The organism is Anaerostipes rhamnosivorans, from assembly GCF_005280655.1.
GTDB lineage: Bacteria > Bacillota > Clostridia > Lachnospirales > Lachnospiraceae > Anaerostipes > Anaerostipes rhamnosivorans.
The window spans coordinates 2,770,497-2,789,141 of record NZ_CP040058.1; the positions used below are offsets into that span (position 1 = coordinate 2,770,497).

Below are 18,645 nucleotides of genomic sequence, written 5' to 3' on the forward strand. Positions count from 1 at the left end.
TATTTTATCAAATATCCTGGCCGCATGTTTTTTGTCCTGAACGTAACAAACACGGATTACTTCGCGTTGCGTTTGCGTAATTATAGGTTATTTTTATGACATGCCTGCTTTCATCTTTTATAGTGGTTCTTGTATAGGAGTCAATAGAGATCAGGCAGACAGAAAGGAGTTTTATGTTAGAAATCATTCTCTGTGACGATGACCCTTTTATCTTAAAGATCATCAAAGAACAGGTGGAACATATTTTATCAGAATCTATCTCCGAGGGCCGCGTGGCATGTGTTGCCTCCGGCTATCAGGAATTGTTTCTCTATTTAAAAAAGAATCCCGGCGACTATCTATTCTTTTTAGATCTGGATTTCGGGAGCAATGAATTTAACGGGATTGACATCGCAAAACAGATTAAAAAGAATTTTCCAGGGTCAAAGATTGTATTTGTCACCAACCATTATGAACTGGCACTAAACGTTCTAAAATCCGGGGTCGAGCCTTTTGGCTTTATTGAAAAAACCACAGACATCACAAAAATGAACCAATGTTGCTACCAGTATATCTATCTGGCAAAAAAAAGTTTACCGTCCGGCGATCCAGAGGCAGATGCGGACTCTATTACTTTGAAGATCGGCACTGATGAAGAAGTCTCACTTCCCAAAGCTGATATCCTGTATGTGGAAGCAGTCAAGACAAAATCCCACTGCATATGCTATCACACAGTCAACGGTTCTTCCATCACCGTGCGGGAGACCATCGATCACGCTTTAGAATGTCTGGGTGACGGATTCATGAAGAGCCATCGTTCCGTCATCGTGCAAAAATGCCATATGATCGGTCTCTCGGACGGAATGATCAAGTTTATCAACGGGGACACCGCTCCCTGTTCTTTCCGGCAGAGGAACGAGATAAAAGGAGTCATCTATGGAAACAAAGACTAGAAAAATCATGTGGGTCCTGTATCCCGCCGCTCTCGGGCTGATCTGGTATATATTGTTTTGGCGGATTATTTACATGACAGGCACCACCTTTATGCAGTACTTTGTGATGAGCCTTGTTTCCATTTTATCCATCGCCATTTTAAATCTGCTCCGATTACGGCTTCCTGATTATTTACTGCTGTTTTCTGCCATCTTGCTGGTTGTGTCGAAACCCTCTTATATTGAGGCATTTTCAGATTTCCTTATTTTCTTTCTGATCTTCGGCATCAGCTACTACAGAAGAGAACTTCAGAATGGCAAAGTATTTTTTTCATGGATCACTTTTATTCTATATGTGGTCAACCGGCTGTTCCTCCGGGCAATTTATAATTCATTCATGAGTTTTTATTTCGACTATGCAAACGGGCAGCAGGCTGAGTATTTGATCAAAATCGGGATTTTTGTGCTGCTATCGGCGGCTGTGATTCTGGTTGACGCTCTGTTTGTCTTTTTGATCCGCAGGCTGTTCGGCAAATATCTTTTAAAGGTGTCCATACTGGAAAAATCCTATCCAAAGATCGCCCGTAATTTTATCATCTGCACAATTCTGTTGTTTGGATTCGGACTGATCTTTCAGTATCAGCTTTTTATGCTGCTAGTACATTATTATATGGATAGTTACTCCAGTTTTTATAACCAGGTCAATTCATGTATTAATGTTATAACAATTTGTGTGCTATTAATCCAGATCATCATTCTGGTCACTCTTTTGATGTTTTCCAAGTACCGTTTTACCATTGACGCAAAACGGAGGAATGAAGAAAATCTGCTTCTCTACAGCAATGACCTGGAGAAGAATCTGAACGAGATCCGGAACTTAAAACACGATATGAAAAATATTTTATTTACTCTGAGCCATCTAATCGAGAACAGCCATGATGAACCATTAAAAGAGTATTTTAAGCAAACGGTCAACCCGTACTTTCAGAGTGAATTAAAGAAAAACGATTTATACGCCCAGCTGCAACAGGCAGACGATGAGCAGCTGAGAGCTTTTCTATATTATAAAATTTCTTCCGGCTTTCGGGAACACTTGGACATCCATCTGTCCTTTGACGGCGCTTTCAAAGAAAGCCTGATCACTGATCATATTGATTTCCTGGATTTCATCCGCATTCTGGGGATCTTTCTCGACAACGCCATGGAAGAAGCTGAGTTTACTGCGGAAAAACGGATCGATATCCGGTTTGTTTCAAATAGAGACACTTATGAAACTGTCATCTCAAACTCTATCCGGAAAGAAAAGGATGTGGTGCCTGGTATCTCGGACAAAGGCCTGGGACGAGGCAACGGGCTGATGATCGTTCATAAAATATTGGAAAAGTATCCGAACATCATTTTAAACTCCTATACAAACAACGGGAAATTCGTCCAGCATCTTGAAATAAGCCAGACGGAATGATCCTGTATTGCCTGATCTCCCCACATTTAAAAGGAGATCACTATGAAGAAAGAAAATTCAAACAAATATTTTAAACGGTTTTTCTGGGCAGTGTTTATTTTTTATCTGCTGATCCTTATCAAAATCGTACTTCTAAAAGATACGGAACTCTCTTCTCTCCCAATGTTTCTGACCGGAGAGAAAAAGGGATTCCGCTCACTAAATTTAATACCTTTCCAGACCTTTGTAAGCTTCTCGCGTATTGCAGGACAGGGAAATTTCTTATGGAGCCTTTCAAATCTTTTGGGGAACAGCCTGGTATTCCTCCCGTTTGGTTACCTTCTTGCCCTTCTGAGAGGATCCAAAGGCTCCAAACTTAAAATTATACTTCTCTCAGCTCTTTTGAGCCTTTTTTTCGAGACCAGCCAATATGTTTTTTATCTAGGATCCGCAGATATTGATGATCTCATTTTAAATGTGCTGGGAGCATGCACAGGGATCCTATGTTTTAAGCTACTAACTGCCTTATGCAGAAAAGACCAGCGCCGCATCTATGTCACCAGCCTGATCCTTGGGTGCATTTCATTTGCTGCTGCCAGTTCCATCGCTTATATAGAATTCGGAAACAGGCTGGGCCTTGTGCACTACAAATCGGAAACCATAGGCGGGGAGGACATTCCAAAAAGAAATCCAGACTATAACGGTTACTTTGTTTCCGGAAGTGCTGAGGCAATCCACTGCACCAGTGACATAGACGAAACGTATGGGGATCCCTCTTCCATATCCGTCACTTCTGACACGAAGGTCTTCTTTTTAAGTTATGAAAACGACAAAGCCAGTCTTCATCAGATAAACACGGTGTATAAACGCTGCAGTCTGTCCCAGCTTAAGTCCGTCAAAAAGAATTCCAAGGTGTCTGTCTGGTTTTCAAAAAAGAAGAATCACGCGGATATCGTGGTCCTATCCGATCCTCCGGGAAACGACGAGGATATCATGACCTCTGAATCCTCTGCTAAAAAGAAAAAGCTGAATGGAACAGTCGTAGATATTCAATCCGGAAGTTTTACCATCACCAAGATCAATACCTATAAAGACAAAAAAACAGGAGGTGACATCTCGGAAAGTACGGACATCCATATCACAGTAAAATACAGGAAAGATCTGAAGGTCACTGTGTGTGATGCCTATGACATGGGAACAAAAACGAAATACCGAAAAGGAAGTATCCATGACGTAAAAAAAGGCCGCACCATAGAACTTAAAGGAATGATAAAAAACAAAGTCTTTTATGCTGAATCCGCCACTATATATATCTTTCATAAATAACAATACAGACAGACAACGGGAGGTTCCGGCCAATAGGCTTACACAAAATAAGCCATGGAGGACCCTCCTCTTCTTCTTTGCTGTTCGTTGACACATTGTATTATTTTTGATACAATTTTAAAGGACACCCGGGGCAACACACTGTTTGTCCCTAATTTCTTTTTTATCATATGAAACAGACTTTGAAAGTGGGCATGCCCACTTTTTTCCATAGATATATTTAAACAGACGTTTACTTTTTGTTCAAACTATATAACAAGTAAGGCCGTAGAAGGACATAGAATGATTTAGTAGTATGCTCAGATGTATGAGATCCAAAGGGAGAATTGCCTATGAAAACAGTTGGTCAGAGTATAAAAAGAGTGGATGCTTATGAAAAGGTTACCGGGAGAGCCAAATATACAGATGATTTAATTTTAAACCGCTGTCTTTTTGCCAAGGTGCTGCATGCTCCCATCGCCAACGGCATCGTCACTTCCATTGACACTTCCGAGGCCGAGGCTTTGGACGGTGTTGTGAAAGTCGTCACATTTCATGAAGTTCCAACACATACATATCCCACGCCGGGCCATCCATGGTCTGTGGAGCAGTCCCATCAGGATGTGGCAGACCGCCATCTGCTGACCGGAAGGATCCGTTACTACGGCGATGATATTGCCACCGTTGTAGCAGAGGATGAAGTCACGGCCTCAAGAGCCCTGAAGCTGATCAAGGCAGAATATGAGGAGTATCCGCCTGTTCTGCATCCCAGAGATGCCATGAAGGGCAGCTCTCCTCCGGTCCATGCAGAAAACCCGGACAATATCCTGGCAAAAAGCGGCTACGAGATCGGCCATGTGGAGGAAGCTCTTCTGGCATCGGACATCGTCCTGAAGGAATCCTTCTGCACACCTATGGTCCAGCACTGCCATATTGAAGCTCCTATCTCCTACGCCTATATGGAAAAAGACAGGATCGTGGTGGTCAGTTCCACGCAGATCCCGCATATCGTAAAAAGAGTCATCGGGCAGGCCCTTGGAATCCCATGGGGAAAGGTCCGTGTCATAAAGCCATATATCGGGGGAGGTTTTGGCAACAAACAGGATGTCCTGTACGAACCGCTCAATGCATTCCTGACGACATTGGTGGGCGGCCGCCCGGTGAAGCTTGACCTTTCCAGGGAAGAGACCTTCGCCAACACAAGGACCCGGCATTCCATTGAGTACGATCTGACAGCAGGTGTATCCAAAGAGGGAAAGATCCTAGCCAAGGATATGAAGGCCTATTCCAATCAGGGGGCCTATGCCTCCCACGGCCATGCCATCGCGGCAAACGGCGCCACCGCATGGCGCCATATGTATGACGTTAAAAATATCCGCGCCGATGCTTATACGGTCTACACCAACACACCCGTAGGCGGAGCCATGCGCGGCTACGGTATTCCCCAGTTTTGTTTTGTGTCAGAATGCCTGATGGATGATATGGCACACAAGCTTTCCATGGATCCTTTGAAGTTTCGGGAACTCAACCTATATGACGGATACTTTGAAGATCCTGTTTTGACTCCCATTGCGGCAAATACCAACGGCATCAGGGAATGTATGAGGCGTGGTGCTGATTACATACACTGGGAAGAAAAACGTGATTTATATAAGAACCAGACCGGCGATAAAAGGCGCGGAGTGGGTATGGCCCTGTTCAGCTATAAAACAGGCGTATGGCCCATTTCTCTGGAGATTTCTGGCGCCAGGCTGATCTTAAACCAGGACGGCAGTGTCCAGCTCCAGACCGGTGCGGCAGAGATCGGGCAGGGTTCAGACACAGTCTTTACACAGATGGCGGCGGATGTCCTTGGCCTTTGCCCGGAGGACGTTCACATCCAGTCCTTCCAGGATACGGACATCACTCCGTTTGATACAGGCGCCTACGCTTCCAGACAGACATACATCAGCGGAACCGCCGTAAAGGAATGTGCCGAACTTCTGAGAGAAAAGATTCTTTCATATGCCAGGACTTTGATCTCTGAGGAATATAAAGACCGGGAACTGAAATTGTCAGAAAAACAGATCTGGTGCGGCAAAGAATCGGTACTGTCCCTGGAGGAACTGGCTTTGGAGAGCTACTACAGCCGCTCCTCCTCTTCTGCCATCACCTCCGACATCTCCCGGCAGATCAAAAAGAATACCATCGCGTTCGGTGCCTGTTTCGCCGAGATTGAGGTGGACTTGAAACTTTCAAAAATCAGAATCCTTGATATTATCAACGTCCACGACAGCGGTAAGATCATCAATCCCCAGCTTGCCTCCATGCAGGTCCACGGCGGTATGTCCATGGGGATTGGTTATGGCCTCAGCGAGCAGATGCTGCTGGATGAACAAACTGGGCGGGTATTAAACGGGACCCTGCTGGATTACAAGCTTCCCACTGCCATGGATGCCCCTGACCTTCATCTGGATTTTGTGGAGCTTGAGGACCCCACCGGTCCGTTTGGAAACAAAGCTCTCGGGGAGCCTCCTGCCATTCCCCCTGCTCCGGCCATAAGAAATGCATTTCTCAACGCCACAGGAGTCGCTGTCAACGAGATCCCCCTCTCTCCGCAGAGGGTATTTCAAGAACTAAGAAAAGCCGGACTGGTATAAGGAGGGGCAAAATATGTATGATTTCACCAGCTATTATGAAGCAGAATCTATATCCGATGCCGTAAGACTTTTACAGGAACATCCGAATGCAGTCCCCGTCTGCGGCGGCAGTGATGTACTGATCCGTATCCGGGAAGGAAAGCTTTCCGGATGCAGCCTTGTGAGCATCAGGGACATCAAAGAACTGCACGGAATCACCTTAGATTCGGACGGGACCATCTCCATCGGGGCGGCATCTACCTTCCGCCAGCTGACAGAGGACCCGGTCATCAAAAAACATGTCCCCGTGCTCGGGGAGGCTGTCGATCAGGCCGGAGGCCCCCAGATCCGCAACATGGGGACCATCGGCGGGAATCTTTGCAACGGCGCAGTCAGTGCGGACAGTGCTCCTGCCTGTTTCTGCCTGAACGTCCGCTTAAGGATCCTCGGTGAAAACGGGGTAAGGACTGTACCCATCCAGGACTTTTATCTGGGGCCGGGACGGGTTGCCCTAGAACATGGCGAGCTGCTGACCCACATTCTGATCCCCAGGGAAAATTATGAGGGGTACACCGGCTGCTATATCAAATACGCCATGAGAAATGCCATGGACATCGCCACACTAAGCTGCTGTGTGCTGTGCAAAACCGATCAGTCACAGATCCTTGAGGACGTAAAAATCACCTTTGGAGTGGCGGCTCCGGTCCCCTTCTGCTGTGAAAAAACTCAGCAACGGCTGGGCGGGATGCCCTTGGGAGATAAACTCTACGACACCATAGAGCAGTCTGTCAGGGAAGAGATCCATCCAAGGGATTCCTGGCGCGCTTCACGGGATTTCCGGCTTCAAATCGGAGGCGAGATCGCCCGGCGCGCTTTAAAAAGAGCCATAGAATTACAGGAGGTGAGATAGGATGGAACCGCAAAAAAAGCTTGTAACCCTTACGGTCAACGGCCGTGAAGTTGCAGAATACGTGGATGTCAGAGAATCCCTGCTGGAACTGCTGAGAAATCACCTCGGGCTCACATCTGTGAAAAAGGGATGTGAGGTGGGAGAATGCGGTGCCTGCACAGTCATCGTGGACGGTGAGACCATTGATTCCTGTATTTATCTTGCCGTCTGGGCACAGGGAAAACAGATCCGCACCCTGGAGGGTCTTATGGGACCCAACGGTGAACTCACAAAAATCCAGGAGGCATTTATTGAGGAAGGCGCCATCCAGTGCGGTTTCTGTACCCCGGGGTTTATCATGTCTGCCACGGTACTTCTGGAACGCGGGGAACAGGAACTGACCCGGGACATGATCCGGAAATATATGGCCGGAAACCTGTGCCGCTGCACCGGTTATGAAAATATTATTAACGCTGTACAGAAAGCTGATAAGGAACGTCACTCTTAAAAAGCTGATCATTTGCGAACTTTCCCGCAAATGATCAGCTTTTTCTATACGAATAAAAATAATTTTCCGAACCAAATCCCTTCTGCTTAATGATACGACTTAAACGGTCTCGGAGTTTTAAAGATCCCGGTGGCACTGCCTACCAGTTCCTCCCCAACAAACGCTTTACCCATAAAATTCATGATTGTTTTTCCTGTAGATACTGCCTCCACTTTGACCGTAACCGTGGATCCAATTGGAATCCCCTTTAGGAAAGAGGTGGACAGCTGGACCGTAGGCGCAATATCATAATCACCCAGACCGCTTGTCAGCGTTCCGAACGTTATGTCAAACATCCCTACCAGGGAACCTCCGAACATGATATTAAAACCATTTCTATGAAAATCTCCGGCATAAAACTCCATAGTCAGACTCTTCTTATCATAGTTATAATCTATAATCGTACCTCTCAGTTCATTAAAGATACTGTGGTCGCTCATATGACGGATGGCTTCGATCCTCCTCCTCATATTTGCCTCGAAACTCTCTCTGTTCCCCATAAGACTCACTTCCCTTCTTCTAGTTTTTCGTTACTGCCTATTTTAACACACATGATCCTTTTTTGCATAATATTTCTCTTTTGTGTAAATGCTACCTGTAACAGATGTATTTGAAAGGAGATTCATTATGGATAATCAGAACTTATTAAATGAAATGTACCAAAATCTGCAGATGGTGTTAAATACCATGCCGGAACTTACCCAGGCGAGCACAGACTGCGATCTCAAAGGATGTCTAGAACAGCAGGAACAGCAGTTCCAAGACTTCTTTTCAAGGGTCAAACAGGCCATGACAAAAGACATGCAACAGCCGGAAGAAATCGGCGAAATTCAGAAAAAATACGCGGAGTGGATGACCAAAATGAAAGCCATGGCGGATAAATCTACAAGCCATCTGGCTGAGATGTCCATCCAGGGATATACCATGGGAATGATCCAGCTGATCCAGAGTTCCCACAAGAATTGTGACGCTTCCAAGGACAATTTGTCGATGTCATCTGATCTTGTAAAACTCTACGAGGAAAGTATTGATAGTTTAAAAAAGTATTTGTAAAAAAACAATGGTTGTGGTATGATAATTACTGTTATTAGTGAATGTATAGATCACGTCCGGGTAGATATTACATTGCTATGTATCCTACAAGAACGTGGTCTTTTTCTATGATTCACTGGTAATGAAAGTAATGTTAATTTTTTATTTTTAATGGAGGTACCCAAATGAACACTGGTACAGTAAAATGGTTTAACTCAGAAAAAGGTTACGGATTTATTTCTCAGGAAGGCGGAGACGATGTATTCGTACACTTCTCAGCAATCTCTGGTGATGGATTCAAAACTTTAGAAGAAGGACAGCAGGTCAGCTTTGAAATCGCAGAAGGACCTCGCGGAAAACAGGCTGAGAACGTATCCAAATTAGCTTAATCTTTTTCTTTTTGAATTAAATAGATTTTGCAAGAATCCCACAGACGGTGCATGCACTGTCTGCGGGATTTTTAAATTTCTTATTCTTCACAGCAGACTACTTCGATCCCCTGCTTTTCCAGCATTTCTTTTGCATGGTCCGGTATTTGGGTATCTGTGATCAGCCGGTGAAACTCCTCCGCCTTTGCATAAGAGCAGATGGTACGTTTTCCGATCTTGGAACTGTCACAGATCAGGTACTTCCTCTCTGCGATTCCCATCATCCCCCTCTTGATCTCCGCCTGTTCCAGGTTCGGCGTTGTGGCGCCCTTTGCCATGGACAGGGCATTGGCAGACATAAAGGCCTTGTCCGCAGACAAGTCCTCCAAAAATTTAAGTCCCATATTACCCACGGTACATTCGAAGTGGTTCCTCACATGGCCGCCTAAGAAAATCAGATAGATGCCCTGGTGCTTCTGTAACTCCAGCGCGATCTGCAGATCATTGGTCACTACCGTGAGATTATTGGCATCCTTTAGAAGCTTTGCCAGCTCTAGGGTTGTGGTCCCGCTGTCCAGAAGGATCATGTCACCGTCATCGATCATTGCCCTGGCTGCTTTAGCGATGTTCTGTTTTTCGACTGTCCGCTTGTCTTTCCTTGTTGATATGGACTCCTCCATATCCAGCACATCCTCATTCAGCATGGCTCCTCCGTGTGTCCGGATCAGCTTTCCTGCCTTTTCAAGCTCTGTGAGGTAGGTACGGATCGTTGTCCCGCTGACCTGAAACAGTTCAGTAAGTTCCCCGATGCTTGTCCTCTTATTCTGCCTCAAAAGCTCCATGATCTTTTCTTTCCGTTCTTCTGCAAACATACGATTCCTCCATGCTTTGTCTTATCTGCTTTCAAGCTAAATTATAGCACAGCGGGCCCAAAAGGAAAAGCTGCGGGAGTTCCTGCCCCTGCAGCTTTTCAACTGTGATCTGATTATTTGGTGAGGATGTGATAAAGCTCTTCCACATCCTGATCATCCACGATCTTCTGCACCGCTTCTTCCTGATTTAAGGTCAGCGCCACATTGGAAAGAATGGATAGATGTTCCTGGTCAGCCCCTGCGATTCCGATGATTAGTCTGACAGTCTCATCGTTCCACAGTACCCCGTCCGGTACGATTAGTGCTGCGATCCCGGAGGATTTGATCTCTTTCTTGGCTTCCAGGACACCGTGAGGAATCGCCATTCCGTTGCCTAAGTTGGTTGGAGTTTCTTTTTCTCTTAGCAGCATACCCTCTTCATATCCCTCTGTGACATAACCGTCTTTTAAGAGCATCTGAGCGATCATGTGGATGGCATCTTCCTTAGAATTAAGCTTATGGATCACTTTAATATTTTCTTTTTTTAAAACCGGCAGTGGACTGGATGCCTGTTTTAATTTTGACACAATCTCATCATATTTTGGACTGGAGAGGAAATTGTCCACGGAGATATGGATCGCCTCCGGCCGCTCTCTCATGGCCCTTTCTGTCAAGGATTCATGGGTGACCACCACATCCACGTCTTCCGGGAGATTCGGGATCGCCACATTTTTCACCTCAATGTCCAGACCTGCCTGTTTTGCTTTGTCCTTCAATATGGAGGCTCCCATGGCGCTGGATCCCATTCCCGCATCACATGCCACGTACACCTTCTTGATTACTTTTCCTGTGAAATCAATGACTTCCTGTGCACCTATAAGGCCTCCTCCTGTTCCTTCTGCTTTCATTGAATCCTTCTTTGCCACTGCCTTCTGGAGTGCTTCTTCATCGGAATCGTGGCAGAGCCTTAAGATAAAGGCACCGACAGCAAATGACACGGCTGTGGACACAAGCATTCCTGCTATGATCGGGAGATAGTCAGATTTTGGTGCCACCGCCAGCACTGAAAAGTAACTTCCCGGAGAAGCAGTAGCTACCAGGCCGCATCCAAACATCTGGAAAATAAAGTTTCCTGACACTGCTCCGCAGATGGAAGCTAGGATCATCTGAGGCTTCATAAGAATATATGGAAAATAAGGTTCATGGATTCCGCCGAATGCATGGATGATCGCTACACCAGGAGCGGTCTTTTTGGCTGTTCCTGTTCCGAAGAATGTATAGGCCAGCAGAACTCCCACTCCAGGCCCCGGGTTCGGTTCCAGGATAAATAAGATAGACTTCCCTGCCTCCGCTGCCTGAGTGATGCCCAGCGGCCCTAAAATTCCATGGTTGATGGCATTGTTTAAAAACAATACTTTTGCAGGTTCGATAAATACGCTGGCAAATGGTGTCAGTCCATGGTCGATGATCACATTGACCCCGGAGGACATCACATGGTTTAATACCTGCACAAACGGCCCGATGGCAAAAAACGCCGCCAGTACTAAAAAGATTCCTAAGATCCCGCAGGAAAAGTTGTTGACGATCATCTCAAAGCCCGGTTTGATCCGCCCCTCAAACAGACGGTCTACCCGCTTCATACAAATAGCTGCCAACGGCCCCATGATCATCGCTCCCATAAACATGGGAATGTCAGATCCTACGATAACACCCATGGTAGCGGCTGCACCGATGACGCCGCCCCGGTCGCCGTAAAAATTCTTTCCTCCTGTATAACCGATCAATGTCGGGAGCAGATACTTCAGCATTGGATCGATTAATACTGCGATCTTCTCATTTGGAAACCATCCGGTTTTTAAGAACATCGCCGTGATCAGTCCCCAAGTGATAAACGCTCCGATATTCGGCATTACCATGCCGCTTAAAACACCTCCGAACTTCTGGATCCTGGCACGGAATCCTGTCGCTTCATTTCCCATAATACCCTCCTATCCTTATAACATGACTATTTTCTTCTGTACAATTGATTCATTCCCCGCCTTCACGATCTTCACTGCCATTTTTCCGTCGTAACCGCTGCACTCCACTTCGCTGTCATTTAAAATTGCCTCAATAAAACTTCTGTCCTCCAAAAGATACGCATCCTTAAACAGATGGGTCCAGCTGTGCATGGAAGGCCTCTTTAACTGGTGGCTTTCGTTGGCGCTGGTGATCTTCTTCTCATGCATATCCCCGATGCAGATGACTCCTTTGGTTCCAAGGATCTCAACTCTTGCATCATATCCATACTGCACATACTGGGCGCCCTCGATGCTGGCATGCACTCCGTTTTCGAACTCTGCATTCACGATCACATTGTCATAGAAATCCGGATACTGTTCTGCGATCTCCTTATTTCGGAAGTTGCCTCCCAGTGCATATACACTTTTCAACTCACTTCCCGCAAACCACCGCACAGTGTCAATATCATGGCTACAGACTTCTGCCAATGGACCGTTGCTCTTTTCAATGTCATACATCCACTCACGCGGCTTGCTCGGCCCTCTTGTGTGGGATTTCACCAAGACCACGTCCCCGATCTCACCTTCCTCGATCATTTTTTTTGCTTCCCGGAAGCTGTCGTCAAACCGTCTCATAAATCCGATCTGGAGCTTTACGTTATTACTCTTGGCTGCCTTGATCATCTCATCACATTCTTCTTCATTCATAGCCATAGGCTTTTCACAGAAGATATGCTTTCCCGCGTTTGCCGCTGCCACTGCGATCTCCCTGTGATATTTTGTCGGGCAGGCTATGATGACCGCATCGATGGATTCATCGCCGATGGCTTCCTTGTAGTCCTGATAATAGGTATCGATCCCAAGTTCCTCTGCCGCGGCTTTGGCTGCCTTGACATCGGGATCACAGGCTGCATAGATTTCTCCCCCAGGAACGCTTCCAGCCATATTTCTTGCATGAATCATTCCCGCTCTTCCGGAACCGATCAAACATACTTTTACTTTCTTCATTTTGTCCACCTCTTTAGTCCTGTTTTTTTAATTCTTCCACAATTTCCACACCTGCACTGGTTCCCAGACGTTCTGCCCCCGCTTCGATCATTTGAAGCGCTGTCTTTAAATCTCTGATGCCTCCGGCAGCTTTGACTTTCACCTCATCACCCACTGTAGTTTTCATCAGTTTTACGTCTTCTGGTGTAGCTCCTCCTGTACCAAATCCAGTGGACGTTTTGATGAAGTCAGGCTTCACTTCTTTTGCGATCTCGGCAACCTTTACCTTTTCATCATCTGTAAGATAACAGTTTTCAAAGATCACTTTGCTGATCACTCCGGCTTTTCTGCACTCTGCAACGATGTCTTCCATCTCTTTTTTTATGTAGTCATAGTTCTTGTTTTTTAACTCTGCGATGTTGATGACATAGTCGATCTCATCCGCGCCTTTTTCAATGGCATCTTTTGTCTCAAATACTTTGCACTCCAATGTTGTCTGTCCTAACGGGAAACCTATTGCCGCACCTACGTGTACCGGGGATCCCTCTAAGAGACGCTTGCACCGTACTGTCTGTGCGGGATTGATGGCCACCATCTTAAAACCGTATTCTCTCGCTTCCCCGCACAGTTTTTCAAACATTGCCTCGTCTGCGAATGCTTTTAAATTTGTGTGGTCTACCATACCTGCTATTAGCTCTGCACTTAACTTCATCTTTTTGACTCCTCCATTTTGTTTACTTTTATTATCTTTTACTTTGTACTTGTATATTATCATATTAACTTTCATTTTGCAAGCATAAATAAAAGAAAATGAAAGTTAATACAATTCAGCGAAGCCACATGATATTCTTACGAATCTCCTATGACAAAAAAGACACCCCGCAAAAGGGTGTCTTAACACGACTATCATAACTTTTAATTTGTTCTATCTGATGAAGAAAGTTGGGAAACCACAAAAAAGAAGGTGGTAAGGACCTGTTTTATCTGCTATTGCTGAATCAGTTCTATCATTTTTCTGGCGGCATTTTCATCCGTAATCAACGTGTCAATATATCCGCCTCTGACAGCCCCAAGGATTGCTTCGGCTTTCATCTCGAGTCCGGCCACGCAGATCACATTTTCCGCCTTTTTAATATCCTCAAGACTGAGGCCGATCATCCTCTTTACAAACGGTGTCTCAACCTCTATTCCATCCTGATTGTAAAAATGGCCGCCGATATGGCCGATCGCCCCGTTTTTTTCTAAGTAATATAAATCTTTTGTGCTTAAGTAAGACTTCCAGCTCTTATACACAATCGATCCTACACTGGTCAGAATAATGTTGGCTCTCTTTGCTATCGTCAGGGTCTCTTTTATGTTTGGGTCTTCTTCAAGGCTATCCCTGATATCACTTGAATTCACAAACAGGGGAGCATAGATGTAATGGTAATCTCCTCCGTAGGCATGGGCAAGTTCTTTGGAAAGATCCAGCGCATCCCTCTCGGGTTTCCCCACACTGGCAGCTCCCATGATCGGAACGACCGTCAGAGATATATTTTTACTTGTCTTTACAGCTTTCACTGTGTGGTACATGGTGTTTCCCCATGACATTCCGAGCACTGTGTCTTCATCTATCTGGCTGTCCAGATAATAGGCGGCCACTTCGCCCAGCTTCTGCAGGATTAGAGTATCATTGGACTCCTTCGGTATGATCACGCGGATATCCTTTAGGCAGAACTGCTTCATCAGTTTCTGTTCCAGCACTGTATTCCGGTCCCATGGTTCTTTGATGGTAATCTCCACGATCCCAAGCTGTCTGGCCTCTTTCAGCATCCTGGAAATTTTGGAACGAGAGGTAAAAAAGCGCTCAGCGATCTGATTCTGTGTCATCTCCGCATTATAATATAGGTTTGCAACACTTGCCAGCATATTTCGTTTTTCACTGTCATTTAAAGAATCATACTCTTTCATTTCCTCACCTCACTGCCGTCATTATATCACAGTTGTTTCCCCTTCTTCCACCTCGTACAGAGCAATTTCATCAATTTCCCGGTTGGCAGAAAGAATATAGGATTTTTCCTCAGTCTGGTAAGACAGGACATTGGCAGGTCCCACATTCCGGTCAATGATTTCTGCTTCATAGCCTTCCTCCCCGCAGGTAAAAAACATAAGATTCCGTTCGCCTTTGCGGTGGCCGACCAGGACTCCCTGTTTTCCCAGGATGTCCCCGCCCCAGATTCCGTGAGCGAATTCCGCCGGCTTTTCATAAGTATAAACGGTTCTATATTGACCGTTCTGCTTCTTCAGAATACGGACTGTATCTCCGTGGAACGGTGAAATCGTCAGCATTTCCGGCTCCCCATCCCCGTCCATATCTGCAAATGCCATATCACTGGAAGGCTGGTCTGTCAGCTGCCTGATTTTCCATGCATCTTCCCCTGCTGCCGGGGGGATAAACTGAAAAACTCCTTCATTGGATGCCGTAAACGCACATTCTATTCCTTCCATCACTGCTTTACAGTATCCATGGTTTTTAAACATCCCTTCCTTTAAAACAGTAAATTTCAGAGAATGGTTTTCATCAATTGCGTCCATATTTTCCGGCAGCCTGCACACATACACTTTTCCCGGGCTTCTCCAGTCCTCTTTATATTCGTGTCCGGATTTTAAAGTACATGCGATCACATAACTGATGCCGTCTCTGGTGATGATATCAAACCTGTGGACAAACGGAAGTATTGCGGCTGTTCTTACACTCCATCCACTTTCTCCGGGAGAAACCATTACGATCTTGGCATCTTTGGAGTCATTTGGAGAATAAAACCGCTGGGTGGCCAGAAAGATTCCGTCAGTGTTGGGGATCTGGACCATAGACATGGTTCCCCCCGGTCCTTCCCAGATCACATCGGCCAGTTTTCCATCCAAGCCATACAGACGGCACTGGTTCACCTTTTCCGCTGCCACCAGCATATAGTCTTTCCCCTGATAAGAAAGAGGGGCAATGGAGTAACACTTTTCTAGATTTCCGATCACTTTTTTCTTTACTTTCATTCGTTCTCCTCTCTTTCTTATAAACAGGAGCGGAATGGGATATTCTGCGGTGCCTCGAAACAGTCTTCAAAACCTCTCTGGTGATGATATGCCTTTTTGTCCTTATCTGCCGGATAAATATATTTTCCTCCTACTTCCCAGAAGAATGGATGGAACTTATAATCCAGCCGGTCTTTTTTCATATCGTACAGTACTCTGATCTCATTCACGTCTGCCATAAAGTTAGTCCACACATCGTAATGGATCGGAATCACAACCTTACATTGAAGAGCCTCTGCCATTCTGAGGATATCGCAGGATGTCATCTTATCAGCCATGCCGACTGGATTTTCCCCGTAAGAACCAAACGCCACATCCACATCATAATCTTTCCCATGTTTAGCAAAATAGATAGAGTAATGGGAATCCCCGCTGTGATAAATATTTCCGCCCGGTGTCTTAATCAGATAATTCACCGCTTTGTCATCCATGTCAGTCGGGCAGATCCCGGTCAGTTCTTCCCTGTCGGCCCCTGTGGAATCCGTGGTCACAAGACAGGTGCGGTCAAAAGAATCCAGGGCTATGATCTCAAGATCCTTTATTTTAATTGAATCCCCCGGCCTTACGGTGATGCAGCGGTCCTCAGGCACTCCCCACTTCTGCCAGAGCTCCACTGATTTCTTAGGACCGATAAACGGCACCGGGATCTCTTTTCCGTTCTCATCTACAGTTGTCATATTGCTCTGTATCACATGTGCCGCATATTCTGCACTCATATGATCCTGATGATAATGGGTCGCCAACACTGCATCTACCTGTTTCACCGCAAAAGGATCCAGCACAAACGGAACTGCCCGGAGATTTGGCTGCATAGCGCGGGCTCCGCACATATTTGCCATCTGGTGTCCCACCTTCATTTTTCCGTCTCCGTGGGTTCTTTTCCCGTTGCCGCACCATAGATCTACCGTAATATTGCAGCCACCCGGCGTCTTAAACCACATCCCGGTGCATCCAAGCCACCACATGGCAACGGTCCCCGGTTTCACTTCCTCGCGCTCAATCTCTTCATTCAGCCAGGTCCCCCACTCCGGAAAAGTACCCATGATCCAGCTTTCTCTCGTAATCTCTTCTATTTTACTCATCTTAATCCTCCTTTATTGGCCGTAATATGCATGTTCCCCATGTTTCCTGAAAAAATGTTTATCCTGAAGATCCTGGGAAGCGGCCTCCACACTTTTTTTCAGATGCTCCGTACGGTATGCCATCTTGGCAACCTCTTCTAAAACGACTGCGTTATGTACCGCCTCCCCTGCATTCCTTCCCCAGGAAAACGGCCCGTGGTTTGCACAGAGCACCCCCGGCACATACATAGGATTCTTTCCCATAAAAGTTTCCGCAATAACAAGCCCTGTGTTCGTTTCATAGTTCTGGTCGATCTCTTCCGGTGTCAAAGATCTGGCACATGGAATCTCCCCGTAAAAGTAATCGGCGTGTGTGGTCCCATAGCACGGAATTCCCTTGGCTGCCTGTGCCCATGATGTGGCCCATGGGGAATGTGTATGGACGATTCCTCCCACTTCCGGAAATGCCCTGTAAAGTTCCAGGTGGGTAGGGGTGTCCGATGAAGGATTAAGATCCCCCTCCACTTTCTCCCCATTTAAGTCCACCACGACAAGCTGCTCTGGAGTAAGACTTTCATAATCCACACCGCTTGGCTTAATTACAAACAACTCCCTGCTCCGGTCAATCCCGCTGACATTGCCCCATGTATAAGTTACCAGGCCCTCTCTGGGCAGTTCCATATTTGCCTCATATACCTGCTGCTTTAAATCCTCCAGCATAAAAATCTCCTTTCTTTTATTCTCCGAATAATTCTTCTATTTTTACAGCCACGCCGTCCTCGTCGTTTGACAACGTGACACAGTCCGCATATCTTTTTACCTCTGGGTCTGCATTTCCCATGGCGATGCCAAGCCCTGCGGCCTTCAGCATATCAATATCGTTTACTTCATCTCCGAATGCGGCCACTTTCTCAAGCGGGATACCCAATTCGTTCACTAACTGCTTTAGCGCAGACGCTTTGGAGACCCCTTCTGCCTTCAGTGCCAGCACCCTCGGGCCTGAACGCACCGCACTCAGCCCTTCTATCATGTTCAGTTCCTTCGCCGCATCATCCAGAAATCTTTTGTCCTCATGGCTGGCCACAATTTTATAAACCTGCGCATGCTTTACATACTCCTCCAGATCCTTTACGATGCGGATTGGAATTCTGTCCTCTGCATCAAGTCTCCGGTTAAACTTCCTGTGTATGACCAGTCTCTCGTTCTCTGGATCATCCCCAACAAGTTCGTCCTCGGAAAAAACATAATACGGAAGCCCGTGGTGTTTTAAAACTTCAAACGCCTGGAGACAAATGGACTCCGCAAGAGGGATACCGCTGATCCTCGTTCCTGTGCTGACATCCCGGGTAACCGCTCCGTCACATCCGATGACCACATCGATCACCTTTAACTGCTTTAAATAGGGCTTCGTCATGACATCCAAACGCCCTGTGGCAGCTGCCACCATAACACCCTTTCTCTGAAGGTTTCTAATGGCTGTTTCGTTTCTATCAGATATCTGATTTTTTGAGTTTAGTAAAGTTCCATCCAGGTCAGTAACCACCATCTGATACATGTTTTCCTCCA

At 46.1% G+C, this 18,645-nt stretch carries 18 protein-coding genes; 8 read left to right on the plus strand and 10 right to left on the minus strand.

Features of this window, described 5'->3' with window-relative positions; translation table 11 throughout:
• Positions 1-173 precede the first annotated feature (173 nt).
• The 6 genes from AR1Y2_RS13785 to xdhC all read left to right on the plus strand — a co-directional run bounded on the left by AR1Y2_RS13785 (position 174) and on the right by xdhC (position 7,672).
• Positions 174-932 (plus strand): LytR/AlgR family response regulator transcription factor, encoded by a 759-nt coding sequence (locus tag AR1Y2_RS13785; protein WP_137329488.1) that lies wholly within the window; start codon positions 174-176, stop codon positions 930-932.
• Complete coding sequence (locus AR1Y2_RS13790; protein WP_137329489.1) at positions 916-2,373, plus strand: GHKL domain-containing protein; 1,458 nt, start codon at positions 916-918, stop codon at positions 2,371-2,373. The genes AR1Y2_RS13785 and AR1Y2_RS13790 overlap by 17 nt, the downstream gene beginning before the upstream one ends.
• Positions 2,374-2,415: 42 nt before the next feature.
• Positions 2,416-3,678: a VanZ family protein gene (locus tag AR1Y2_RS13795; RefSeq protein ID WP_137329490.1), complete on the plus strand. Its 1,263-nt coding sequence runs from the start codon at positions 2,416-2,418 to the stop codon at positions 3,676-3,678.
• A 332-nt stretch (positions 3,679-4,010) separates the two neighbouring features.
• Positions 4,011-6,296, plus strand: coding sequence for a xanthine dehydrogenase subunit XdhA (xdhA, locus tag AR1Y2_RS13800; protein ID WP_137329491.1), 2,286 nt, complete (start codon positions 4,011-4,013; stop codon positions 6,294-6,296).
• Positions 6,297-6,309: 13 nt separating this feature from the next.
• Positions 6,310-7,185 carry a xanthine dehydrogenase subunit XdhB gene (xdhB, locus tag AR1Y2_RS13805; RefSeq protein ID WP_137329492.1) on the plus strand — a complete coding sequence of 292 codons (876 nt, stop codon included), beginning with the start codon at positions 6,310-6,312 and terminating at the stop codon, positions 7,183-7,185.
• A gap of 1 nt (position 7,186) precedes the next feature.
• Positions 7,187-7,672 (plus strand): xanthine dehydrogenase subunit XdhC, encoded by a 486-nt coding sequence (xdhC, locus tag AR1Y2_RS13810; RefSeq protein ID WP_137329493.1) that lies wholly within the window; start codon positions 7,187-7,189, stop codon positions 7,670-7,672.
• Between the two features lie 86 nt (positions 7,673-7,758).
• Here the strand turns inward: xdhC and AR1Y2_RS13815 are convergent, their stop codons facing one another.
• Positions 7,759-8,211 carry a PaaI family thioesterase gene (locus AR1Y2_RS13815; protein ID WP_137329494.1) on the minus strand — a complete coding sequence of 151 codons (453 nt, stop codon included), beginning with the start codon at positions 8,209-8,211 and terminating at the stop codon, positions 7,759-7,761.
• 127 nt (positions 8,212-8,338) lie between these two features.
• On the opposite strand from AR1Y2_RS13815, the gene AR1Y2_RS13820 reads away from it, so the two are divergent.
• On the plus strand, positions 8,339-8,764 hold the full coding sequence (locus tag AR1Y2_RS13820; protein ID WP_243118761.1) for an RNA helicase: 426 nt from the start codon (positions 8,339-8,341) through the stop codon (positions 8,762-8,764).
• Positions 8,765-8,928: 164 nt separating this feature from the next.
• A complete protein-coding gene (locus AR1Y2_RS13825; protein WP_006565614.1) occupies positions 8,929-9,132 on the plus strand; it encodes a cold-shock protein in 204 nt (67 codons plus the stop codon).
• Between the two features lie 80 nt (positions 9,133-9,212).
• Here AR1Y2_RS13825 and AR1Y2_RS13830 read toward each other — a convergent pair whose 3' ends face one another.
• From AR1Y2_RS13830 to AR1Y2_RS13870, 9 genes are all read right to left on the minus strand, one after another.
• A complete protein-coding gene (locus AR1Y2_RS13830; RefSeq protein ID WP_137329496.1) occupies positions 9,213-9,983 on the minus strand; it encodes a DeoR/GlpR family DNA-binding transcription regulator in 771 nt (256 codons plus the stop codon).
• A gap of 113 nt (positions 9,984-10,096) precedes the next feature.
• Positions 10,097-11,941: a PTS mannitol transporter subunit IICBA gene (locus AR1Y2_RS13835; RefSeq protein ID WP_137329497.1), complete on the minus strand. Its 1,845-nt coding sequence runs from the start codon at positions 11,939-11,941 to the stop codon at positions 10,097-10,099.
• 15 nt (positions 11,942-11,956) lie between these two features.
• Positions 11,957-12,970 carry a Gfo/Idh/MocA family oxidoreductase gene (locus tag AR1Y2_RS13840; protein ID WP_137329498.1) on the minus strand — a complete coding sequence of 338 codons (1,014 nt, stop codon included), beginning with the start codon at positions 12,968-12,970 and terminating at the stop codon, positions 11,957-11,959.
• 13 nt (positions 12,971-12,983) lie between these two features.
• On the minus strand, positions 12,984-13,661 hold the full coding sequence (gene deoC / locus AR1Y2_RS13845) for a deoxyribose-phosphate aldolase (protein ID WP_175403664.1): 678 nt from the start codon (positions 13,659-13,661) through the stop codon (positions 12,984-12,986).
• Positions 13,662-13,936: 275 nt separating this feature from the next.
• On the minus strand, positions 13,937-14,899 hold the full coding sequence (locus AR1Y2_RS13850; RefSeq protein WP_137329500.1) for a sugar-binding transcriptional regulator: 963 nt from the start codon (positions 14,897-14,899) through the stop codon (positions 13,937-13,939).
• A 21-nt stretch (positions 14,900-14,920) separates the two neighbouring features.
• Complete coding sequence (locus tag AR1Y2_RS13855) at positions 14,921-15,979, minus strand: hypothetical protein (protein ID WP_137329501.1); 1,059 nt, start codon at positions 15,977-15,979, stop codon at positions 14,921-14,923.
• A gap of 17 nt (positions 15,980-15,996) precedes the next feature.
• On the minus strand, positions 15,997-17,100 hold the full coding sequence (ulaG, locus tag AR1Y2_RS13860) for an L-ascorbate 6-phosphate lactonase (protein ID WP_137329502.1): 1,104 nt from the start codon (positions 17,098-17,100) through the stop codon (positions 15,997-15,999).
• Between the two features lie 12 nt (positions 17,101-17,112).
• Positions 17,113-17,799 (minus strand): L-ribulose-5-phosphate 4-epimerase, encoded by a 687-nt coding sequence (locus tag AR1Y2_RS13865; RefSeq protein WP_137329503.1) that lies wholly within the window; start codon positions 17,797-17,799, stop codon positions 17,113-17,115.
• A 16-nt stretch (positions 17,800-17,815) separates the two neighbouring features.
• On the minus strand, positions 17,816-18,634 hold the full coding sequence (locus tag AR1Y2_RS13870) for a Cof-type HAD-IIB family hydrolase (RefSeq protein ID WP_137329504.1): 819 nt from the start codon (positions 18,632-18,634) through the stop codon (positions 17,816-17,818).
• Positions 18,635-18,645 lie beyond the last annotated feature (11 nt).